The sequence below is a fragment of the Enterobacter hormaechei subsp. xiangfangensis genome (assembly GCF_001729785.1).
Classification (GTDB): Bacteria; Pseudomonadota; Gammaproteobacteria; order Enterobacterales; family Enterobacteriaceae; genus Enterobacter; species Enterobacter hormaechei_C.
The window spans coordinates 4,226,433-4,249,161 of sequence record NZ_CP017183.1 but is presented as its reverse complement, the minus strand read 5'-3'; the positions used below and the strand labels follow the sequence as shown (position 1 = coordinate 4,249,161).

At 56.5% G+C, this 22,729-nt stretch carries 22 protein-coding genes; 12 read left to right on the top strand and 10 right to left on the bottom strand.

The window, feature by feature from the left end; genetic code table 11:
• Nucleotides 1–2 precede the first annotated feature (2 nt).
• From damX to trpS, 5 genes are all read left to right on the top strand, one after another.
• On the top strand, nt 3–1,292 hold the full coding sequence (gene damX, locus BFV63_RS20390) for a cell division protein DamX (protein WP_048241726.1): 1,290 nt from the start codon (nt 3–5) through the stop codon (nt 1,290–1,292).
• A 67-nt stretch (nt 1,293–1,359) separates the two neighbouring features.
• Complete coding sequence (dam, locus tag BFV63_RS20385; protein WP_023323825.1) at nt 1,360–2,172, top strand: adenine-specific DNA-methyltransferase; 813 nt, start codon at nt 1,360–1,362, stop codon at nt 2,170–2,172.
• Nucleotides 2,173–2,211: 39 nt separating this feature from the next.
• Nucleotides 2,212–2,889, top strand: a complete 678-nt coding sequence (gene rpe / locus BFV63_RS20380; protein ID WP_003861634.1) for a ribulose-phosphate 3-epimerase — start codon at nt 2,212–2,214, stop codon at nt 2,887–2,889.
• Nucleotides 2,882–3,643 carry a phosphoglycolate phosphatase gene (gene gph / locus BFV63_RS20375; protein WP_045330082.1) on the top strand — a complete coding sequence of 254 codons (762 nt, stop codon included), beginning with the start codon at nt 2,882–2,884 and terminating at the stop codon, nt 3,641–3,643. Before rpe ends, gph begins: the two co-directional genes overlap by 8 nt.
• Nucleotides 3,636–4,640, top strand: coding sequence for a tryptophan--tRNA ligase (gene trpS, locus BFV63_RS20370; protein ID WP_023298773.1), 1,005 nt, complete (start codon nt 3,636–3,638; stop codon nt 4,638–4,640). The genes gph and trpS overlap by 8 nt, the downstream gene beginning before the upstream one ends.
• 72 nt (nt 4,641–4,712) lie before the next feature.
• Here the strand turns inward: trpS and BFV63_RS20365 are convergent, their stop codons facing one another.
• From BFV63_RS20365 to tsgA, 5 genes are all read right to left on the bottom strand, one after another.
• A complete protein-coding gene (locus BFV63_RS20365; RefSeq protein WP_008503029.1) occupies nt 4,713–4,883 on the bottom strand; it encodes a YhfL family protein in 171 nt (56 codons plus the stop codon).
• Nucleotides 4,884–5,027: 144 nt separating this feature from the next.
• Nucleotides 5,028–6,401: a siroheme synthase CysG gene (gene cysG, locus BFV63_RS20360; RefSeq protein ID WP_045345635.1), complete on the bottom strand. Its 1,374-nt coding sequence runs from the start codon at nt 6,399–6,401 to the stop codon at nt 5,028–5,030.
• Nucleotides 6,402–6,535: 134 nt separating this feature from the next.
• Nucleotides 6,536–6,862, bottom strand: coding sequence for a nitrite reductase small subunit NirD (gene nirD, locus BFV63_RS20355; protein WP_003861642.1), 327 nt, complete (start codon nt 6,860–6,862; stop codon nt 6,536–6,538).
• Nucleotides 6,859–9,402: a nitrite reductase large subunit NirB gene (gene nirB / locus BFV63_RS20350; protein ID WP_003861645.1), complete on the bottom strand. Its 2,544-nt coding sequence runs from the start codon at nt 9,400–9,402 to the stop codon at nt 6,859–6,861. Before nirB ends, nirD begins: the two co-directional genes overlap by 4 nt.
• Nucleotides 9,403–9,662: 260 nt before the next feature.
• The gene (gene tsgA, locus BFV63_RS20345) at nt 9,663–10,847 is read right to left on the bottom strand and encodes an MFS transporter TsgA (RefSeq protein ID WP_003861648.1); all 1,185 of its coding nucleotides are present in this window, start codon (nt 10,845–10,847) and stop codon (nt 9,663–9,665) included.
• A gap of 278 nt (nt 10,848–11,125) precedes the next feature.
• On the opposite strand from tsgA, the gene ppiA reads away from it, so the two are divergent.
• The 4 genes from ppiA to argD all read left to right on the top strand — a co-directional run bounded on the left by ppiA (nt 11,126) and on the right by argD (nt 14,290).
• Nucleotides 11,126–11,698, top strand: a complete 573-nt coding sequence (gene ppiA / locus BFV63_RS20340) for a peptidylprolyl isomerase A (RefSeq protein ID WP_003861649.1) — start codon at nt 11,126–11,128, stop codon at nt 11,696–11,698.
• A 105-nt stretch (nt 11,699–11,803) separates the two neighbouring features.
• Entirely contained in the window at nt 11,804–12,388 is a 585-nt protein-coding gene (locus BFV63_RS20335) for a putative adenosine monophosphate-protein transferase Fic (RefSeq protein ID WP_003861652.1), read from the top strand.
• Nucleotides 12,389–12,418: 30 nt separating this feature from the next.
• Nucleotides 12,419–12,982, top strand: coding sequence for an aminodeoxychorismate synthase component 2 (pabA, locus tag BFV63_RS20330; protein ID WP_003861654.1), 564 nt, complete (start codon nt 12,419–12,421; stop codon nt 12,980–12,982).
• An 87-nt stretch (nt 12,983–13,069) separates the two neighbouring features.
• Nucleotides 13,070–14,290 (top strand): bifunctional acetylornithine/succinyldiaminopimelate transaminase, encoded by a 1,221-nt coding sequence (argD, locus tag BFV63_RS20325; RefSeq protein ID WP_172751445.1) that lies wholly within the window; start codon nt 13,070–13,072, stop codon nt 14,288–14,290.
• Here the strand turns inward: argD and BFV63_RS20320 are convergent.
• Nucleotides 14,287–16,374, bottom strand: coding sequence for a YccS/YhfK family putative transporter (locus BFV63_RS20320; protein ID WP_048241730.1), 2,088 nt, complete (start codon nt 16,372–16,374; stop codon nt 14,287–14,289). The genes argD and BFV63_RS20320 overlap by 4 nt on opposite strands.
• A gap of 57 nt (nt 16,375–16,431) precedes the next feature.
• Nucleotides 16,432–17,064 (bottom strand): cAMP-activated global transcriptional regulator CRP, encoded by a 633-nt coding sequence (gene crp, locus BFV63_RS20315; protein WP_000242758.1) that lies wholly within the window; start codon nt 17,062–17,064, stop codon nt 16,432–16,434.
• A gap of 310 nt (nt 17,065–17,374) precedes the next feature.
• On the opposite strand from crp, the gene BFV63_RS20310 reads away from it, so the two are divergent.
• On the top strand, nt 17,375–17,779 hold the full coding sequence (locus BFV63_RS20310) for an OsmC family protein (RefSeq protein WP_023323819.1): 405 nt from the start codon (nt 17,375–17,377) through the stop codon (nt 17,777–17,779).
• A 66-nt stretch (nt 17,780–17,845) separates the two neighbouring features.
• Here the strand turns inward: BFV63_RS20310 and BFV63_RS20305 are convergent, their stop codons facing one another.
• Genes BFV63_RS20305 through BFV63_RS20295 form a run of 3 tightly spaced genes read right to left on the bottom strand, consistent with a single transcriptional unit; the run spans nt 17,846 to nt 19,983 of the window.
• Entirely contained in the window at nt 17,846–18,715 is an 870-nt protein-coding gene (locus BFV63_RS20305; protein WP_003861663.1) for a phosphoribulokinase, read from the bottom strand.
• 30 nt (nt 18,716–18,745) lie between these two features.
• Entirely contained in the window at nt 18,746–18,964 is a 219-nt protein-coding gene (locus BFV63_RS20300) for a YheU family protein (protein WP_014171926.1), read from the bottom strand.
• Nucleotides 18,961–19,983: a hydrolase gene (locus tag BFV63_RS20295; protein ID WP_045330091.1), complete on the bottom strand. Its 1,023-nt coding sequence runs from the start codon at nt 19,981–19,983 to the stop codon at nt 18,961–18,963. Before BFV63_RS20295 ends, BFV63_RS20300 begins: the two co-directional genes overlap by 4 nt.
• 228 nt (nt 19,984–20,211) lie before the next feature.
• On the opposite strand from BFV63_RS20295, the gene mdcA reads away from it, so the two are divergent.
• Nucleotides 20,212–21,867, top strand: a complete 1,656-nt coding sequence (gene mdcA, locus BFV63_RS20285) for a malonate decarboxylase subunit alpha (protein WP_003861669.1) — start codon at nt 20,212–20,214, stop codon at nt 21,865–21,867.
• Nucleotides 21,867–22,724, top strand: coding sequence for a triphosphoribosyl-dephospho-CoA synthase (locus BFV63_RS20280; protein ID WP_045330100.1), 858 nt, complete (start codon nt 21,867–21,869; stop codon nt 22,722–22,724). The genes mdcA and BFV63_RS20280 overlap by 1 nt, the downstream gene beginning before the upstream one ends.
• Nucleotides 22,725–22,729: the final 5 nt, after the last annotated feature.

Sequence of the window (22,729 nt, the reverse complement as noted above, 5' to 3'; positions counted from 1 at the left end):
AAATGGATGAATTCAAACCAGAAGACGAGCTGAAACCCGATCCCAGCGATCGTCGTACTGGTCGTTCTCGTCAATCTTCAGAACGTGATAACGAGCCGCAGATCAACTTTGACGATGTCGATCTGGATGCAGACGATCGTCGCCCTTCGCGTAGCCGCAACGCGCGCAATGAGCGTGAAGACGAGGAGTTTGAATCCGAAGAAGAGTTAATGGATGAACAGCCTGTTGAACGTCGACCGCGCAAGCGTAAAAAAGCGGTAGCGGCAAAACCGGCCTCCCGTCAGTACATCATGATGGGCCTTGGCGTTCTGGTGCTGGTATTGCTGATTGTCGGCATTGGTTCCGCGCTAAAAGCCCCTTCTACCCATTCTACCGAGCAGACCGCGTCTGCCGAGAAGAGCATCGACCTGTCTGGTAACGATGCGAGCAACCAGGCGAATGGCGCTCAGCCTGCGCCGGGCACCACTTCCGCAGAGCAGACCGCAGGCAACACCAGCGCCGGTCAGGATATCTCTCTGCCGCCTGTCTCTTCTACCCCGACTCAGGGCCAGGCGCCAGCTACGCCTGAAGGCCAGCAGCGTGTTGAGGTTCAGGGCGATCTGAACAACGCGCTGATGCAGCCGCAGAATCAGGAACAGGTTAACGCTGCCGTGGTGAACTCCACGCTGCCAACTGAACCAGCCACCGTTGCGCCAGTTCATGGCAGCAATGCCCAGCAGCAGACGGCGGCAACGGAAACCAAACCGCGCCAGACGCAGACTGCACCACGCCAGGAGCGTAAGCAGGCTGTGATTGAGCCGAAGCGTGAGACGAAACCACAGGCCGTGGCAAAAGCGCCAGAAACGAAAGCGCCAGCGCAGACAAAACCTGCGGTGAGCCAGCCGGTTAAAGCGCCAACGCCAGCAGCAACCGCTGCTCCGAAAGCGACGGCGACCACAGCGGCGCCTGCTGCAACAACACCTGCGGCTCCCGCAGCCAAAACGGGCGCTTCGCCAGGTAAAACGACGGGCAACGTGGGTTCTTTGCAGTCGGCCTCTTCCAGCAACTACACCCTTCAGCTGAGCAGTTCGTCTAACTATGACAACCTCAACGCCTGGGCGAAGAAATCGAATCTGAAAAACTACGTGGTTTATCAGACGACCCGTAACGGTCAACCGTGGTATGTGCTGGTGAGTGGTATTTATGCTTCCAAAGATGAAGCAAAACGTGCCGTTTCCACGCTGCCAGCCGACGTGCAGGCGAAAAACCCGTGGGCGAAGCCGATTCATCAGGTGCAGGCCGATCTGAAGTAATGTTTAAAGCGCAGGATGCTGTCGGAGCTTTCTCCACAGCCGGAGAAGGTGTAATCAGTTAGTCAGCATGAAAAAAAATCGCGCTTTTCTGAAATGGGCAGGGGGGAAATACCCCCTGCTCGACGATATTAAAAAGCACCTGCCGAAAGGCGAGTGTCTTATCGAGCCCTTCGTGGGTGCTGGATCGGTGTTCCTGAATACCGATTTTTCTCGTTATATCCTGGCGGATATCAACAGCGACCTTATTAGCCTCTATAACATCGTCAAACTGCGTACCGATGAGTATGTGGAAGAGGCACGGAAGCTGTTTACGCCAGAGAACAACAACCCGGACGTCTACTATCAGTTCCGCGCTGAGTTTAATCAAAGCCAGGATCCGTTCCGTCGCGCGCTGTTGTTTCTTTATCTCAACCGCCATGGCTACAACGGTCTGTGCCGGTATAATCTGCGTGGCGAGTTTAACGTGCCGTTTGGCCGCTATAAGCGTCCCTATTTCCCGCAGGACGAGCTGTATCACTTTGCTGAAAAAGCGCAGAATGCCGAGTTCTACTGTCTCTCATATGAAAAGTGCATGGAACTGGCGGGCGTAAACTCGGTGGTCTACTGCGACCCGCCTTACGCGCCGCTGTCTGCCACGGCAAATTTCACCGCCTACCACACCAATAGCTTCAGCCCGGCCGAGCAGGCTCGTCTGGCTGAGATGGCGGAAAAGCTGGTCAGCAAAAGAATTCCGGTGTTAATTTCGAATCACGACACGCCTGATACGCGCGAATGGTACAAAGCCGCGAAGCATTTTCAGGTAAAAGTGCGGCGTAGCATTAGCAGCAACGGCGGCACACGTAAAAAGGTGGACGAACTTCTGGCGCTTTATCGACCCTGAGCCTTTGCCCGCCGGTAAACACATTTCAAGGAGATGCGGATGAAACAGTTTTTGATTGCCCCCTCAATTCTGTCGGCCGATTTTGCCCGCCTGGGTGAAGACACTGCCAAAGCTCTCGCGGCTGGCGCGGATGTCGTCCATTTCGACGTTATGGATAACCACTACGTTCCCAACCTGACCATCGGTCCGATGGTGCTTAAAGCGCTGCGTAACTACGGGATCACCGCGCCCATTGACGTGCATCTGATGGTGAAACCGGTTGACCGCATCGTACCCGATTTCGCCGCGGCGGGTGCCAGCATCATCACTTTCCACCCGGAAGCCTCCGAACACGTTGACCGCACGCTACAGCTGATCAAAGAGAACGGCTGTAAGGCGGGGCTGGTCTTTAACCCGGCGACCCCGCTGAGCTATCTCGACTACGTGATGGACAAGCTGGACGTGATCCTGCTGATGTCCGTCAACCCGGGCTTTGGTGGTCAGTCATTTATCCCTCAGACCCTCGACAAACTGCGTGAAGTGCGCCGCCGTATCGATGAGTCTGGCTATGATATTCGTCTGGAAGTGGACGGCGGCGTGAAGGTCAATAACATCGGTGAGATTGCGGCGGCAGGGGCGGATATGTTCGTCGCAGGCTCCGCCATCTTCGATCAACCGGATTACAAAAAAGTCATTGATGAAATGCGCCGTGAACTGGCGAAGGTAAGTCATGGATAAATTGCAGGCTATTCGGGGTGTAGCATTTGACCTCGACGGCACGCTGGTCGACAGCGCGCCAGGATTAACCAGCGCCGTCGATCAGGCGCTGTATGCCCTTGAACTCCCCGTTGCAGGCGAAGAGCGCGTCGTGACGTGGATTGGTAACGGTGCAGACGTGCTGATGGAGCGCGCGCTGACCTGGGCTCGTCAGGAGCGTGCCTCTCAGCGTTCCGCGCAAGGTAAACCGAGTGTTGACCACGCGGATATTCCCCAGGATGAGCAGCAGCGTATTCTGCGCAAACTGTTCGACCGTTTCTACGAAGAGACCGTCGAAGAGGGCAGCTTCCTGTTCCCGGATGTCGCTGAAACGCTGAGCGCGCTACATGCTAAAGGCATCCCGCTGGGGCTGGTGACTAACAAGCCGACACCGTTCGTTGCGCCTCTGCTGGAAGCGCTGAATATCGCGAAATACTTCTCCGTAATTGTGGGCGGCGATGACGTACAGAATAAAAAGCCGCATCCGGAACCGCTATTGCTGGTGGCAGGAAAATTATCCTTAGCACCTGCGGAGCTGCTCTTTGTCGGGGATTCCCGCAATGATATTCTGGCTGCCAGAGCGGCAGGTTGCCCGTCGGTTGGGTTGACCTACGGCTACAACTACGGTGAAGCCATTACGCTGAGTGAGCCGGACGTTGTGTTCGACCACTTCAAAGATTTGTTGCCCGCACTCGGGCTCTCGCACAGTGAACATCAGGAATTGAATAATGACTAAGCCCATCGTTTTTAGTGGCGCACAGCCTTCAGGTGAACTGACCATTGGTAACTACATGGGTGCGTTACGTCAGTGGGTGAGCATGCAGGATGACTACCACTGCATTTACTGCATCGTGGATTTGCATGCTATCACCGCGCGTCAGGATCCCGAGAAGCTGCGCAAGGCGACGCTCGATACGCTGGCGCTGTACCTGGCGTGCGGTATCGATCCAGAGAAGAGCACCATTTTCGTTCAGTCTCACGTACCAGAGCACGCGCAGCTGGGCTGGGCGCTGAACTGCTACACCTATTTCGGCGAGCTGAGCCGCATGACCCAGTTCAAGGATAAGTCTGCGCGCTACTCTGAGAACATCAACGCCGGTCTGTTTGACTATCCGGTGCTGATGGCGGCCGACATTCTGCTGTACCAGACCAACCAGGTGCCGGTGGGTGAAGACCAGAAGCAGCACCTGGAGCTGAGCCGCGATATTGCCCAGCGCTTCAATGCGCTTTACGGCGACGTGTTCAAAGTGCCTGAGCCGTTTATTCCGAAATCCGGCGCGCGCGTGATGTCCCTGCTGGAGCCGACCAAAAAGATGTCCAAGTCTGACGATAACCGCAACAACGTTATCGGCCTGCTGGAAGATCCGAAATCGGTGGTGAAAAAGCTCAAGCGTGCGGTGACCGACTCCGATGAGCCGCCAGTGGTGCGCTACGACGTGCAGAACAAAGCGGGCGTATCCAACCTGCTGGACATTCTCTCCGGTGTGACCGGACAGAGCATCCCTGAGCTGGAAAAACACTTTGAAGGCAAGATGTACGGCCACCTGAAAGGCGAAGTGGCAGACGCCGTTTCCGGCATGCTGACCGAGTTGCAGGAGCGCTATCACCGTTACCGTAACGACGAAGCGTTCCTGCAAAAAGTGATGAAAGAGGGCGCAGAAAAAGCCAGCGCGCGCGCCTCCGAAACCCTGAAAGCGGTGTACGAGGCGATTGGGTTTGTGGCGAAACCTTAAGCCGCCACCCGACAAATACGGACTCAATAAAAAAACCGGGACATCCCCGGTTTTTTTACGCCTGAAAAACGCTTACTGCTGTGCCGCCGGGCCGCAACCGCCGATGATCTTCGAAATGGAGATCGCCGGATGCAGCAGGTAATCGTAGCTGCAATTATTTTTAGTATTTTGAACGTGACCGGTGCAGGCCGTCAGAGTTGATAACAGGCCGACCAGAACGGCAGCTTTTGCCAGTTTGAACATACGCATTCCTTGTCTAAAAATCTAAAATTGGATGTAACACGAGGGAATAAATGGAAAAGTTCCATTACGCGGGCGGTATGTTATCGATTGAGGTAAGAAGGGAGTAGTCCGCTTCAAGACTACTCCCGGGAGAGAGATTGTGCGTTAGTGGCTGGAGAACCAGTTCAGTTTTTCACGCAGTGCTACCACGCGGCCCACCACGATCAGCGCCGGGCTTTCAACCTGCTGCGCCAGCTCACCCAGCTGCGTCAGCACGCCATCGACCACGCGCTGCGTAATGGCGGTACCGTTTTCTACCAGCGCGACCGGCATATCTGCTTCCATGCCGTGCTCCAGCAGTTTCGCCTGAATCGTGGCTGCCTGATTTAGCCCCATGTAGAAGACCAGCGTCTGCTTTTCAGCGGCCAGATTATGCCAGTCCAGCTCGCTGCCGGTTTTCAGGTGGCCCGTCACCAGGCGCACGCTCTGGGCATAGTCGCGATGGGTTAACGGAATGCCGGAATAGGCAGAACAGCCGGATGCCGCCGTAATACCCGGCACCACGGAGAATGGAATGCCCGCGTTGCAGAGAGTTTCCAGCTCCTCGCCGCCGCGACCAAAGATAAAGGGATCGCCCCCTTTCAGACGCACCACACGCTTACCTTTCTGCGCTTCCCGCAGCAGGATCTGGTTGATCTCCTCCTGCGGTACGCAGTGATAACCTGCCCGTTTGCCGACGAACACGCGGTCAGCATCGCGGCGTACCAGATTCATGATGTCATCAGAGACCAGACGGTCATACACCACGATGTCCGCCTGCTGGATCTGCTGGAGACCCTTCAGCGTCAGCAAGCCCGCATCGCCGGGACCTGCGCCCACCAGTACCACTTCACCGCGATGATCCAGCGGCTCGCTCAGGAGCTGTTCGGTCGTCTCTTCAACGGCTTTGGTGTCCTGATTGGCCAGCGACTGCGCCAGCCTGTCATTGACAAAGAACTTTTCCCAGAAGCGACGGCGTTCGCCCACGGTTGCGAAGGTTTGCTTCACGCGGGAACGCAGCAGCCCGGCGTATTGGGCAATCTGGCCAAGATGCTGCGGCAGCACGGCTTCCAGTTTTTCCCGCAGCAGACGAGCAAGAACGGGCGAGCGCCCGCCGGACGACACCGCAATCATCAGCGGTGAACGGTCAATAATCGACGGCATGATAAAGCTCGCCTCTTTCGGCGCATCCACCACGTTACAGAAGATGCGGCGCGCTTCGCAGGCGTCGCTGACGCGCTGGTTAACGTCATCGTTATCCGTTGCGGCGATGGTCAGCCAGCAGGTATCCAGCAGGGATTCATCAAATTCGCCCTGCACCTGGGTGAGCATCCCTTCCTGCGCCCAGACGTCAAACTGTGGGGCGAAGGTGAGGGCGTTAACGGTCAGTCGGGCGCCCGCCTCTAACAGCAGGCGCGCCTTGCGTTCAGCCACATCGCCGCCGCCCACGAGCAGGCAGTCGCGGTTGCGTAATTGACAAAAAATCGGCAGGTGATCCACGACGTTACCTCACAGCATTCATGGCGGGGGAAGAATTGACGTCAGGATAACAGCAGGAATCGTACAGAACATACGGTTTTTCCTGCCGTTACCCATAAGGGGTCATAAGCCTTTCCTATTGAAAAGGCGAGGGGTTACCCTTTCAGCTGCACCTTGCCGTCCTTCACGCGGACGTCGTAGTGTTTGACCGAGAAGCTTTCATCTTCCATGCAGCGCCCGTCGGTTAAGCGGAAGCGCTGCTTTTTCAGCGGGCTGGCAACCCACAGTTCGCCCTGGTGCTCCGCAATCAGACCGCGGGAGAGCACGCTGGCCTCGAAGAACGGGTCGATATTGCTGATGGCATAGACCTGTTCATCGTGGCGAGGACGGAAAATCGCCACCTGCTCGTTGCCCAGCAGGGCACAGACGCCGGTTGCTGGCAGAATGTCGTTAATATTGCAGATGTTTACCCACTGGCTCATGCGTTTTCCTCCACCAGCATCACCGGAATACGTTCATACGGGGTCGCTGGACGATGCTGTTCACGCTCCGGCACCACCTGCACGTTCGGGTCGCGCTGGGTGCTGTTGATAAAGTGTTTGAAGCGCGTCTGCGCCGCTGGCGTGTTCACGGTTTCGGTCCACTCGCAGATCACCGCCTCGCGCAGGCGAGTCATCTCGGATTCCAGCTGTTCATTCAGGCCCAGCTTGTCGTCGATAATGACCGACTTCAGGTAGTCGATGCCGCCCTCGAGGTTATCGAGCCAGGAGGCGGTACGGGTCAGCTTATCGGCGGTACGGATGTAGAACATCATGAAGCGGTCGAGGTATTTGATCAGCGTATCGCGATCGAGATCGGCGGCCAGCAGATCCGCGTGGCGAGGTTTCATCCCGCCGTTGCCGCACACGTACAGGTTCCAGCCTTTCTCGGTGGCAATGATACCCACGTCTTTACCCTGCGCTTCTGCACATTCACGGGTACATCCTGAGACGCCGAACTTCATTTTGTGCGGGGTACGGATGCCTTTGTAGCGGTTTTCCAGCTCAACGCCGAATCCCACGCTGTCGCCTACGCCGTAGCGGCACCAGGTGCTGCCCACGCAGGTTTTCGCCATGCGCAGCGCTTTGGCGTACGCGTGGCCGGTTTCGAAGCCCGCTTCAATCAGCTGACGCCAGATTTCCGGCAGGTCATCTTTCTGCGCGCCGAACAGGCCGATACGCTGGGAACCGGTGATTTTGGTGTACAGGTTAAACTCACGGGCGATACGACCCACGGCGACCAGCCCTTCCGGGGTGATTTCCCCTCCGGCAGAACGCGGGATCACCGAGTAAGTCCCGTCTTTCTGAATATTGGCCAGGAAGTTATCGTTGGTGTCCTGAAGCGGAGTGTGTTCTGGTTTGAGCACATATTCGTTCCAGCAGGACGCAAGCAGCGAACCAACAGTAGGCTTACATACTTCACAGCCATAGCCCTGGCCGTGTTTCTCCAGCAGTTCGTCAAAGGACTTAATGCCCTCCACGCGGATCAGGTGGTACAGCTCCTGGCGAGAGTAAGCGAAGTGCTCGCACAGGTTGTTGTTCACTTCAATGCCCTGTTTTGCCAGCTCGGCGTTCAGCACCTGGGTGACCAGCGGGATACAGCCGCCGCAGCCGGTCCCGGCTTTGGTTTCCGCCTTCAGCGCCGCAACGGTGTGGCAGCCTTTGTTAATGGCGGAGATCAGCATGCCTTTGGTGACGTCGAAGCAGGAACAGATTTGCGCGCTGTCCGGCAGTTTATCCACGCCAATGGACGGCTTACCGCTGGAGGCGTGCGCCGGGAGGATCAGCGCGTCCGGGTTTTCCGGCAGCTCAATGGCGTTCAGCACCAGCTGGAGCAGGTTGCCGAAGTCGCTGGTGTCGCCCACCAGCACCGCCCCGAGCAGGGTTTTGTTGTCCTGGCTGACGATAAGACGTTTGTAGACTTCTTTGCTTTCGTCCAGATAAACATAGCTGCGGGAGTTCGGGGTGCGACCATGCGCATCGCCAATACCGCCCACGTCCACGCCCAGCAGCTTCAGCTTGGCGCTCATGTCTGCGCCGGTGAAGGCGTTTTCGCTGCCGAGGATATGGTCAACGGCGACCTGCGCCATTTTGTACCCAGGCGCGACCAGGCCGAATACGCGGTTGTTCCAGCTGGCGCATTCGCCGATGGCGTAAATATCCGGGTCGGAGGTCTGGCAGGTGTCGTTAATCATGATCCCACCGCGCTGCGCGACGGCCAGACCGCATTGCGTTGCCAGCTTGTCGCGCGGGCGGATACCGGTGGAGAAGACGATGAAGTCCACTTCCAGCTCGCTGCCGTCGGCAAAGCGCATGGTTTTGCGTGCTTCAGTCCCTTCCTGAACGATCTCTTTGGTGTTTTTGCTGGTGTGAACTTTCACGCCCATGCTTTCGATCTTACGGCGCAGCTGATCGCCACCCATGTGGTCGAGCTGTTCGGCCATCAGCATCGGGGCAAATTCGATAACGTGGGTTTCAACGCCGAGGTTTTTCAGCGCGCCTGCCGCTTCCAGACCCAGCAGACCACCGCCGACAACCGCGCCGCGTTTGCTTCGACGTGCGCAGGATTCGATGGCGTTGAGGTCTTCAATGGTACGGTAAACGAAACAATCCTGGGTTTCCGACCCTTTAATAGGCGGGATCCACGGATACGAGCCCGTCGCCATGATCAGCTTATCGTAAAAAACCGTACGTCCGGCGCTGGAGTGGATTACTTTCTCCTGACGGTTGATGGTGATAGCGCGTTCGCCCACCAGCACTTTTACGCCATGCTTCTCGTAGAACCCTTCACGCACCAGAGAGAGCTCTTCGGCGGTATGGTGAGAGAAGTAAGAAGACAAGTGCACACGGTCGTACGCCTTGCGGGGTTCTTCACAGAACACGGTAATATCGAACTGCTCAGCATCGGCTTTATCGAGAAGATCCTCAATAAAGCGGTGGCCGACCATGCCGTTACCGATGATAGCGAGTCTGACTTTGCTCATTTTTGCCTCGATTTCTTTTCTATTACTGCCTACCTTAACGATTCAGCAGGGGCACTTATTGATGCAAATCAAATACGCCTTCACCTACCCCTTAGGGGGTATATCTATGATTTGTCAGGATTTTTATAAGTGACGGATATTGTTTGATTTTTGTGCTTGTTCGTTTTTCGCACAAAATTAATGGGGTTTTTACCCATCGGCGGGCAGGGCGGGTGAGCACAGGGGAAACCCCTTTGCAGTACGCAAAGGGGTTACGGCGATTAGTGGGTAGCTGTTGCCGGGTTGTGTTGACGGTGACGGGTCACAAAGCCCAGCACGAAGCACATGATAAACACTACGGCGTACAGACCGTTAGCGGTATGCAGCGCCGCCAGCGGGCCGCTGTGCGCAACAATCGGGCCCGTGACCACGAAGGTCAGCATGGTGCCGATGGTGCCGCAGGTCAGCACGAAGTTCACCAGCTTTGGCGAGGCCACTTTGGTCTGAAGAGAGCCAAGGGTGATGATCGAGGTATAAATCGCGCTGGAGAAGAAGCCCAGGGTCAGGATGAACCACGGCATATGCTCCGGGGAACCGTTGATGAACAGATACATCAGCACGGTCGCCAGACCCGCCAGAACGGTCAGGATCCGTTGCAGGTCGAAGAAGCGCAGGATAAAGCTAAACGCCCACATGCCGAACATGTAAGACATCCAGAAATCGCTCACCAGTTTACCCGCGTCGTTCAGGCTCATGCCCAGACCTTTCGCATACTCAGGAACCCAGGAGATAAAGCCCAGCTGGCCGAGGATGTAACACAGCGCGGCGATGGAGAGGAACAGTACGCCGATACCCCATTTTTCTTTCGCAACCGGCTCGGATGTAGTCTGCGCTTTTTTGCCCAGCACCGGGAACTCGCAGCCGAAGGTGAGAATGAAGATCGCGACATAGACCAGACCAATGCAGGCATATACCCAGTACCACTCAATGCTGCGCGCCAGAAGATACGCGGCGACCATCGGGAAAATCATCCCGGCCATGCTGAAGAAGGAGTCGGTGAACAGCAGACGCGCGCCGCGCTGGCGGCCTTCATACATGTGCGTAATCAGAAACGTACCGATCGACATGGTGATCCCGCTCACCAGGCCCAGTACGAACATGGCGGCAGAGAAGAGGGCGATGCTGTGGCTCAACATCAGGCCCGCCACGGCGGCAACCATCAGCACGAAGCCAAAACGCAGCTGCGTTTTCAGCGGTACGATTTCCATCAGCCAGGCATTAAGGAAAATAGAGATCAGGATCCCCGCGTTCAGGAAGGTGAAGGTGTTACTCATGCTGGAAACGGGCAGCTGGAAGTAGTCTGCGATATTTCCCATCACCATCCCGGTGACGATCACCAACGCGCCGGTCAGGGCGTAAGAGAAGAAGCTAATCCATGTGAGCTTGATGCGATTGCTGTTAGTCATGTCTGGCCTGTTAAAAGTAAAGAAAAACGCAATGACTGCGTTTGAGCGGGCAGATTTTAGTCGCGAAAGTGATCTAATTAAATCTTTTCAGAAAATTTTGAGCACAATTGCAGGTTTTAACGTGATGCAGATCACATTACGTTGCAGGGTGAACAATCGTTTGCGCGGTAATAATTGTTTCAATTTGGTAAAATTAGGTAAAAGACTGGTCTGGGTTCATACTGCTCTTTAGAATCAAGCCATTCGCTTTTTATACTGCGCTTTGTTAAGGAATTCTCATGCTCAAATCAACACTGGCGGCTGTTGCAGCTGTGTTTGCTCTTTCTGCCGTTTCCCCTGCTGCGCTGGCAGCCAAAGGAGACCCTCACGTCCTGCTGACTACCTCTGCGGGGAATATTGAGCTGGAGCTGGATAGCCAGAAAGCCCCTGTTTCGGTGAAAAACTTCCTCGACTACGTGAACAGTGGTTTTTATAACAACACCACGTTCCACCGCGTGATCCCGGGCTTTATGATTCAGGGTGGCGGTTTTAACGAGCAGATGCAGCAGAAACAGCCCAACCCGCCCATCAAAAATGAAGCTGACAACGGCCTGTTGAACAAGCGCGGCACCATCTCCATGGCGCGTACGGCGGACAAAGACAGCGCCACCAGCCAGTTCTTCCTCAACGTGGCTGATAACGCCTTCCTGGACCACGGTCAGCGCGACTTTGGCTACGCGGTGTTTGGCAAAGTGGTGAAAGGCATGGACGTGGCGGATAAGATCTCTCAGGTTCAGACTCACGATGTCGGTCCATACCAGAATGTGCCGACTAAGCCTGTCGTCATTCTCTCCGCGAAAGTGCTGCCGTAATCGTTCGTCCACACGGGCATATCCTGCCCGTGTCTTTCCGCCCTCCCTGCGAAAGCGCGTTTTGCTGCTTATACTTGTGGCAAACGGACTATTCAGGGAGGCGTAGTGAAAAAACTCACCGACAAGCAAAAATCCCGTCTCTGGGAGCAACAACGTAGTGTCAATTTTCAGGCCAGCTGCCTCCTTGAAAAAGGTAAGGGGCCCGCTGAACCCGATATCGAGACGCTGGAACTGGGGCCTTCCGCACCGGGTTTACCCCATCTGTGTCTTATTCACCGCCATTTATTCCGCAACGAAATGAAAGGCGCGGGCGAGCTGCGCACCGCCGATATTTCCAAGGGCGACATTCCTTTTTGCCATTTCGAGTACATCGAGAAAGTGGGTAATGAGCTGATGGCTTCGCTGGAAAGTGATAAATATCTGGTAGGCCTTCAGAAAGAAGAGTTTACAGACAGAATCAGTCATTACTACTGTGAAATCAACATGCTACATCCGTTTATGAGCGGTAATGGCGTGGCCCAGCGGATCTTCTTTGAACAACTGGCTATTCATGCGGGCTACGTGCTGAACTGGCAGGGGATCGACCCGGACGACTGGGCTGCCGCCAACCAGAGCGGGGCGATGGGGGATTTGACCGCCCTGAACGTCATCTTCGCCAAAGTTGTGAGCGAAGCGCGGGAATCTGCGTAAAATAGGGCGGCCATTTTTTCAGGAGCCGTCATGATTCTGCTGATTGATAACTATGATTCCTTTACCTGGAACCTCTACCAGTATTTTTGCGAGCTGGGGGCAGAGGTGGTTGTCCGCCGTAACGATGAGATCGCGCTGGATGACATTGACGCGCTGGCACCTCAGAAAATCGTGATTTCGCCCGGGCCGTGTACCCCGTCGGAGTCCGGCATCTCGCTGGCGGTAATCCAACACTATGCGGGCAAACTGCCGATTCTGGGCGTCTGCCTGGGTCACCAGGCCATTGCGCAGGTCTTTGGCGCCACCATTGTCCGTGCCGCGAAAGTCATGCATGGCAAAACCTCACCGATCACACACACCGGTACCGGCGCATTCCTGGGGCTAAACAATCCGTTAACCGTGACGCGCTACCATTCTCTGATTATTGATCCGCCGACCCTGCCGGCCTGCTTTGAGGTTACCGCCTGGAGCGAGACGCAGGAGATCATGGGCATTCGCCACCGCGAGTACGATCTGGAAGGTGTGCAGTTCCACCCGGAAAGCATTCTCAGCGAACAGGGGCACGCGCTGCTGGCTAATTTCCTTAATCGCTGAATATCGGTTGCCTTGCTGTGATTTTTTATGCATATTTTGTGATTATATTTTCACAATAACTGTGACATAAAAATGGATGGTCATGACATGGCAACTGAACAACCAGCAATTACCCGCGCGACATTCGATGAAGTGATCCTGCCGATTTATGCACCGGCTGAATTTATCCCGGTGAAAGGGAGAGGCAGCCGCGTCTGGGATCAGCAGGGCAACGAGTATGTTGATTTCGCAGGCGGTATTGCGGTGACGGCACTGGGCCATTGCCATCCTGCGCTGGTGGACGCGCTGAAAACGCAGGGCGAAACGCTGTGGCACACCAGCAACGTGTTCACCAACGAACCGGCGCTGCGTCTGGGGCGTAAGATCATCGATGCCACCTTCGCCGAACGCGTGCTGTTTATGAACTCCGGCACCGAAGCCAACGAAACCGCCTTTAAGCTGGCGCGCTACTACGCAACCACGCGTCATAGTCCGTACAAAACCAAAATCATCGCCTTCCATAACGCCTTCCACGGTCGCTCGTTCTTTACCGTTTCCGTGGGCGGCCAGCCGAAGTATTCCGACGGCTTTGGTCCGAAACCTGCGGATATCATCCACGTGCCGTTTAACGATCTGCACGCCGTTAAAGCGGTGATGGACGATCACACCTGTGCCGTGGTGGTCGAGCCCATTCAGGGGGAAGGCGGCGTCACGGCGGCCACTCCGGAATTTCTGCAAGGGCTGCGCGAACTGTGCGACGAGCACCAGGCGCTGCTGGTGTTTGATGAAGTGCAGTGTGGGATGGGTCGTACCGGGGATCTGTTCGCTTATATGCACTACGGCGTAACGCCGGATATTCTGACCAGCGCGAAAGCGCTCGGCGGCGGTTTCCCGGTCAGTGCGGTACTCACTACCCAGGATATCGCTTCCGCATTTCATATGGGCTCACACGGCTCCACCTACGGCGGTAATCCGCTTGCGTGTGCCGTGGCGGGTGCGGCGTTCGATATCATTAATACGCCGGACGTCCTGAATGGCGTGAATGCGAAACGCGATCTGTTTGTGAAACATCTTCAGCAGATTGACGAACAGTTTGATGTCTTCAGCGAAATCCGCGGAATGGGGCTGCTGATTGGCGCCGAGTTGAAGCCTCAGTATAAAGGCCGCGCGCGCGATTTCCTGCACGCCGCCGCGCACGAAGGCGTCATGGTGCTCAATGCCGGGCCGGACGTGATGCGCTTTGCGCCATCGCTTGTGGTGGAAGACAAAGACATCGAAGACGGATTAACCCGTTTTGCCGCGGCAGTCGCGAAGATCGTCAGCGGCTAATACGCGGTTCGTTTTAACCGGCGCGTTAACCAAATCCCGTGATGCGGGCGCTGACGCCATGCCACCGACGAAATGGTGTGCATGGTGTTCAGGTGGCCGAGAACGCGCTGTAAATGCTGCTCAAGGGTGCTCATCGGCCCGTGGGTCAGCGTCTCCGGCGCTTCCAGAATGTTCGAATCACCTGACTCGCCCGGTGCATCATACTCCAGGCGCTGCTGACAGCGCTGCAACGCAATTTCACACGACTGCAAATAGCGCTGCGCCAGATCCGGCGTCAGCATCGTGTGCTCCCGCGCCAGCGTCGTCATGGCATTGATGTGCTCGACGATAAACTGGCTGTGCGTGACCCACAGCTTCATGTCAGCCAGATAGTGCGCGTTAAAGCCCGGCTCCTGCATGGCCTGGTTAAGGGAGTTGAACAGGGCGTTATGCGCCTGGTTGACCTTCATTCGCTCGTAGGCCAGCGGAGAGGGCTGTGGGTCATCGCTCAGGATCAGACGAATGGCCTGCTGGTCAGCTTCCAGCGCGTCGTGGGCGTTCTGCCTCAACAGCCCGCTCTGCCACTGCGGCCACAGCCAGACCATGCCGCCAAAGGCGATCAGGCAGCCAATCAGCGTATCGACCAGACGGGCAATAATAAACTGTTCCCCGTTAAGCGTGAGCAGTTGAAGGGTATACACCGCCGTCACCGTAAAGCCCACCATCGCCCAGCCGTAGTTTTTGCGGATAATCAGATAGCTCACCAGCGTGATTGCCAGCATACCGGCCAGGGTATAGCCCTCCGGCACGTGGAAGTGCAGCGTCACGCCCGCGATAATCAGCCCCGCCATCGTACCGCCCGCCCGATGCAGAATGCGCACCCGCGTGGCGCCATAGCCGTTCTGGGTAACAAACAGTACGGTCATTAAGATCCAGTAGGGTTTCGGCAGGTGCAGGGCCATCCCCATCAGGCTGGCGATGCTCAGCATCACACTGATCCGCGCGGCATTGCGCAGGGCGGAAGATTTCAGTGAAAGATAGCTTTTGAGCGCGGGCAGCAGCGGCAGCCGTTTTTGCTTATCGGCCATCAGGTCTCGCGCATAAAGCGGGCGCTGGGTACGTAACACCCGGGCGATGCGGCTGAAATGCCAGGCAGCAAATTGCCCGACCGGGTTTTCCGCGTGCTGACGCGCAATCTTTTCCAGCGCGCCGAGCTGTTTGTCCATGTTAAAGCGCGTCGGGTAGCGGTGATAGAGGATATCGTCAGCCAGCACCCGCAGGCGGGCCGCGACGGTCTGCGCGTTCCAGCGGATCACCGCTTCTGCATGGCTGCGCTCCACCAGCTTTTGCACCTCTTCCGGATTATGAAGGCTGACGGAGATATGCTCCTGCAAATCCAGCCCGACCTGGAAGATTCGCAGCAGCCGCTTGTATTCATGATTTTTGTTGGCGGCAAGCATGTGCAGCTGCTGATAGCACTGGCTGATCAGATCCACCACTTTTTGCTGGCGCGCCAGTAGCGGCGGCAGGGATTTTTCCGGGTCGGTATGTTGAGTGAGCAGGGTGTATTTTGCTTCGCAGTATTCAGCAAGCTGCACGTAGAGCAGGCTCAGGGATTCGCGCAGCGGCTGTTCCCGCCACAGCCAGAACCAGAACCAGTTAAACAGCCCGTACCACAGCGTGCCGAGGGCGTAGATTAGCAATGGCTCCCACACCGGCATGTTGCCTGCAAGGCTTAAGGTGAAGATGGCGGCAATCAGCGACGCGGGAAGCAGGCGGGCGTGTAGCGAGCTGATTTCGGCGGTGACGCCGAGCGTCATCGCCAGCACGGTCAGGATCAGAGGCAGAGGAATGTCGCGGGCCAGTAAGAGCTGTACGGCAAGGCTACAGCCGGCAAACAGGCAGCCGCCAATAATCAGACGTTTAAAAAAGCGTTTATGCGGCGTATCCAGACCGGCAATGTTGCAGCAGGCGGGCACGAGGGAAAACAGCAGGCCTTGCTGAAGATGTCCGAGGATCAGGCCCACGGCCACGGGAAGACACAACACCAGCGTTTGTCGCAGTGCGTAGTTAACTTCCGGGTGATAGATCAGCCTGCGCCACATGAGGAGTAGAGACAAAAACGGCGTGCCACCCTGCGGCGGCACGCCGTTTGACCGGAATTAACGGGTCCCGTAAACCACGATGGTTTTACCGTGGGCGGAGATCAGGTTCTGATCTTCCAGCATCTTCAGGATACGGCCCACTGTTTCACGGGAGCAGCCGACGATCTGACCGATTTCCTGGCGGGTAATTTTAATTTGCATACCGTCAGGGTGGGTCATGGCGTCTGGCTGTTTCGCCAGGTTCAACAGCGTCTGCGCGATACGACCGGTTACGTCCAGGAAGGCGAGGTTACCCACCTTCTCAGAGGTCACTTGCAGACGGCGTGCCATCTGGGAAGAGAGACGCATCAGGATGTCAGGGTTGACCTGAATCAGCTGACGGAATTTCTTATAAGAAATTTCAGCCACTTCACATGCTGTTTTTGCACGAACCCAGGCGCTACGTTCCTGGCCTTCTTCAAACAGGCCCAGTTCACCGATAAAATCGCCCTGGTTCAGATAAGAAAGGATCATCTCTTTCCCTTCTTCATCTTTGATCAGCACGGCCACCGAGCCTTTAACGATGTAATACAACGTTTCCGCTTTTTCACCCTGGTGAATCAGCGTGCTCTTTGATGGGTACTTATGAATGTGGCAATGAGACAAGAACCATTCGAGAGTCGGGTCTGTTTGCGGTTTGCCAAGCACCATGCGCTGTTATCCTCTGTTATAAGCTGTCACCAGAGTCATAAGATGCATCCGGACTCTGGGGTTGCAATCGAATTCTTACCCATACCTGGGAAGTCGGCTGTCGTAACGTTTCGCAGCCAGTAAAGTTTGATGTCCTCTGCATACATGTGTAACGTCAATGTATTACTGTAGCATCCAGAGTGTTTTAGCATAGCTTTCGCCGCGTGTCTCCTGGTGTCTCGCTTCAGCATGACGCAGGTCGCCTTCCGTTGCGAGAAATGTAACGTACACGTAATCTGTCATAAAAAATGCAACGTTGGAGTGAGTGAATATGCAAGCGCGTGTGAAATGGGTTGAAGGGTTAACGTTCCTGGGCGAGTCTGCTTCCGGGCACCAGGTTTTGATGGATGGCAACTCCGGCGATAAAGCGCCAAGCCCGATGGAGATGGTGCTGATGGCGGCGGGCGGATGCAGCGCGATCGACGTGGTGTCGATCCTGCAAAAAGGCCGTCATGACGTGACCGATTGTGAAGTGAAGCTGACGTCAGAACGTCGCGAAGAGGCGCCACGCCTGTTCACGCATATTAATCTGCACTTTATCGTCACTGGCAAAGAACTGAAGGATGCGGCGGTCTCGCGTGCGGTTGACCTGTCTGCGGAGAAATACTGCTCTGTGGCGTTAATGCTGGAGAAAGCGGTAAAAATCACCCATTCGTATGAAGTGATAGAGGCTTAATTATTGGGGCATCGTGCGTGTTGATGCCCTCACCCTAACCCTCTCCCACGGGGAGAGGGAACATGTTCACGCGATTTGCTTTCCTTCCATCAGCCGCTGCACCAGCGGTGTCATGATAAGTTCCATTGCCAGCCCCATTTTTCCCCCGGGCACCACTAACGTATTCATGTGCGAAATAAACGAACCCTGTAGCATCGCCAGCAGCCAGGGGTAATCAATGCCTTCCAGGTTGCGGAAGTGGATCACCACAAAGCTCTCGTCCAGCGACGGGATGCTTTTTGCAGCGAACGGGTTAGAGGTGTCCACGGTGGGGACGCGCTGGAAGTTAATGTGGGTTCGGGAGAACTGCGGCGTCAGGAAGTTGATGTAATCTTCCATGGAGCGCACCACCGAGTCCATGACCGCCTCTCGCGAATGGCCGCGCTCGCTCATGTCACGCGTCAGCTTCTGGATCCACTCAAGGTTAACAATCGGCACCACCCCCACCAGCAAATCCACGTGGCGCGCCACGTCGTGCTGAGGCGTCACCACGCCGCCGTGCAATCCTTCGTAAAACAGCACGTCAGTCGGTTCCGGCAGCGGCTGCCAGGGCGTGAACGTGCCGGGGACCTGGTTCCATGGCACGGCTTCATCGTAGGTGTGGAGATACTTGCGGGACTGCCCGGTACCGCTTTGCCCGTATTCACGGAAGGTTTGCTCCAGCAGGCCGAAGTCATTGGCCTCCGGGCCGAAGTAGCTGATGTGTTTACCCAGATCGCGCGCCTTGCGGATGGCCATATCCATCTCCGGGCGCGTGTAGCGGTGAAAGCTGTCGCCTTCTACCTCGGCCGCCCGTAAGTTAAGCTGGGCGAAGATCTTGCGGAAGGCGAGGCTGGTGGTAGTGGTTCCCGCCCCACTCGAACCCGTAACGGCAATAACCGGATGTCTGGCAGACATAGCAACTCCCTGACTGGAAAAGTGTAAAGATCAGCCATGAAACGCGTTGCGGGGCATGATATTGACCGTCTCATGCAGTTCGGACCATACCAGCACCACGTCGCCGCTTTTAAGCTGGCGCTTAACATCGTTGACCTTTTGTTCAAGCGAACGTTCATGTTCACCATAATCGGTGCCTTCGCGCAAGACAAAGCTTTCAATCAGATTATCGAGCGTGTCGGGAGAGAGATCCTGCCAGGGAATAATCATTTTTTACCGTCCAGATAGGCCGTTAACCAGTCGGGAATACGCGTCTCAAGCCACATTTTTGGCCGACGCAGCGTGCCGCCGACAAAACCGACGTGTCCCCCGAATTGGGTGAGCTGATACTCCACGTTGGCCGGCAGATGATCGGGCGCCGGGATCGAGTGATGATCCATAAACGGATCGTCTTTGGCGTGGATAATCAGCGTGGGTTTCGTGATTTGATTCAGTAAAGGCATGGCGCTGCACTGACGGTAATAGTCAATCGCATCGGCAAAACCGTGAATTTTCGAGGTGATCAAATCATCAAACTCGCGCAGGCGCTTCACGCGTTTGAGCTGTTGCAGCGTCACAGGCAGCGTATCCGGATAGGCCTTCAGCTTGCGCGCGGCGTTGGCTTTCAGCAGGTTGAGCAGGTAGCGCTGGTACACTCGCGAAAAGCCCTTTTCCATATGATAGCTGCACTGCTCCAGCATAAACGGCGCAGAGACAATCACCGCCGCATCCAGCGGTACGGCGTCGCTCTCCTTCGCCAGCAGACAGGCCAGCATATTGCCGCCCAGCGAATACCCCACCGCTGCCGTTGGCGCCTCGCCGAAATTGTCTCTTAGCCAGCGCAGGAACCAGGTGCCGTCCTCGGTTTCACCCGAGTGATAAATGCGTTTCTGACGATTAGGCTCGCCGCTGCATCCGCGAAAATGCATCACCACCCCAAGCCAGCCGCGGGCTTTCGCCGCCTCAATGAGTCCGTGTGCGTAAGGGCTGTGCAGGCTGCCTTCCAGACCGTGAAACACTACCAGACGGGGTTTATGTCTGGCCCGATCCGGATCTTCGCTCCAGGCGAGATCCAAAAAGTCGCCATCCGGCAAATCCAGGCGTTGCCAGTGCGGGGTGAACTGTACCTTGCGGCGGATCAGGCGCGGCAGCATGGTTTGCAGGTGAGGGTTAGCCACACCGCGCATGGGCACGAACTCTGCGCTCTCTTCGGCTGCAATGTCGAAGTCTGAGGGAATGATTTGGGTCATAAGGGCGATGCTGATTCTTGTCAGAAATTAACTATACCTTCCGAATTGTACCCCGTTTAGCCCGTTTTTCCGAAACATGAACTGATCCCGATCACAAATATTTACCTTGATTATTACTCTCAGGCTAATGATTTGCCTCTACGCTTAATTGATGCCTTTCTCACCAGAGCGCACACTTTACTCAACGTTAAGCAAATCAGAATGATGTGCTGAATCAGGAGGTTAATAATGTTATCTGGGCAAACACCCACCCGGCAATGGAACACCCGACGCAGTGAGAAAGCGCGTCGTCTGGCGTCCGTACCGGTGCAGGGCAAGGTACTGCCAACCGGCGATCTTGTCGCCATGCTGGAAAAACTGATCGCACCAGGCGACAAAGTCGTTCTGGAAGGCAACAACCAGAAGCAGGCGGATTTCCTTTCCCGTTCACTGGCGGAAGTGAACCCGCAAATCGTGCACGATCTGCATATGATCATGCCGAGCGTGGGCCGCAGCGAACATCTGGACATCTTTGAGAAAGGCATCGCCCGCAAGCTGGACTTCTCCTTCTCCGGTACGCAAAGCCTGCGAATCTCCCAACTGCTGGAGGATGGTCAGCTCGAAATCGGGGCGATTCACACCTACATCGAACTCTACTCACGTTTATACGTCGACCTTTCGCCAAACGTGGCGCTGATTGCCGGTTTTAAAGCGGACCGCAAAGGCAACCTCTATACCGGGGCGAGTACCGAAGATACCCCGGCGCTGGTGGAAGCCGCCGCGTTCCACGACGGCATCGTCATCGCGCAGGTGAACGAGCTGGTGGATGACGAGTGCGACCTTCCGCGTGTGGATATTCCGGGCTCGTGGATTGATTTTGTGGTGGTTGCCGATAAGCCGTTCTTTATCGAACCGCTTTTCACCCGCGACCCGCGCCTGATTAAACAGGAACACATCCTGATGGCGATGATGGCGATTAAAGGCATCTACGCCGAACACCAGGTGCAGTCCCTGAACCACGGGATTGGCTTTAACACCGCAGCGATCGAGCTGCTGCTGCCAACTTACGGCGAACAGCTCGGACTCAAAGGCAAAATCTGTAAACACTGGACTTTGAACCCGCATCCAACGCTGATCCCGGCCATCGAAAGCGGCTGGGTGGAGAGCGTCCACTGCTTCGGCGGCGAGCTGGGGATGGAAGAGTACATCCGCGCCCGTCCGGACGTGTTCTTTACCGGTGCTGACGGCTCCATGCGCTCTAACCGCGCCTTCTGTCAGCTGGCTGGTCAGTACGCGGTCGATATGTTTATCGGCTCCACGCTACAGGTTGATGGTTACGCTAACTCCTCAACCGTGACTCGCGGCCGTCTTTCCGGCTTCGGCGGCGCGCCAAACATGGGCCACGATCCGCACGGTCGTCGCCACGCCACACCGGCCTGGCTGAACATGATCACCGAGCCTGACCCGATGCAGCGCGGTAAAAAGCTGGTTGTGCAGATGGTGGAAACCTTCCAGGCGGGCGTGAAGCCAACCTTCGTGGAAAAACTCGACGCTGTTGACGTCGCGAAAGCCTCCGGTATGCCGCTGGCGCCGGTCATGATTTATGGCGATGACGTCACCCACGTGCTGACGGAAGAGGGGATTGCTTACCTCTACCGGGCGAAAGATCTGGAAGAGCGTCGCGCCATGGTCGCCGCCGTGGCGGGTATCACCGATATCGGTCTGGGCGTTGACGCCAAACGCGTGGCGGAACTGCGCCAGAGCGGCAAGGTTGTGTATCCGGAAGATATGGGCATTCGTCGTACCGATGCCACTCGCTCTCTGCTGGCTGCGGGCAGCGTGGCTGACCTCGTTGAGTGGTCCGGTGGTCTGTATAACCCACCTGCGAAATTCCGGAGCTGGTAATGAAACTTCTGCCCCAGATCCAGGTTGAAGGCGGTGCCGAATGGCTGGCGCGAACCGCCACGCAGTGTCTGATTGACGAAGCACGTTTAAGCCCGAAGCCCGGTCTGGTGGACAGCCGGGGGAACGGCGCGCACCACGATTTATCGCTTGCGCTGATGGAGCGCTCCGCTCACAGCCTGACCCCCACGTTTCAGGCGCTGGCACAGCAGAGCTGGCAGCGTCCGGCGGATATTGCCCTCCGGCAAACCGTTGGCCGCCTGGGTCGCGAAGGTGAACGGCAGATGATGGCCGCTACCGACGGCGTGAACACGCACCGTGGCGCGATCTGGGCGCTGGGATTGCTGGTGAGCGCGGTGGCGATGCTGGGCGGCGATGCCCGTGCGCAAACCGTCGCGAACACCGCCGCTCAGCTGGCGAAGCTGCCGGATGACGTGGCGCCGAAAGTGTTCAGCAAGGGGTTACGCGTCACGCACCGCTACCGTGTACCGGGTGCGCGTGAAGAGGCTCAGCAGGCGTTTCCGCACATCATGCAGCGCGCGCTGCCGCAGCTTCGCCTCAGCCGTCTCAACGGCAGCAGCGAAACGCAGGCCAGACTCGACGCGCTGATGGCGATCATGACCTCGCTCACCGACACCTGCGTGCTGTCGCGCGCCGGCATGGAGGGGCTGGACGCCATGCAGAACGGCGCCCGTGCAGTGCTGAACGCCGGAGGATGCGCAACGCTCGCCGGGCAGCAGGCGCTGGCGCGGTTAGACCGTCAGATGCTGGCGCTTAACGCCTCGCCGGGCGGAGCCGCAGACCTGCTTGCCGCCACGCTGTTTCTTGACCGCGTCGAAACGCCCTATTCAAAGCATTAAGAGGA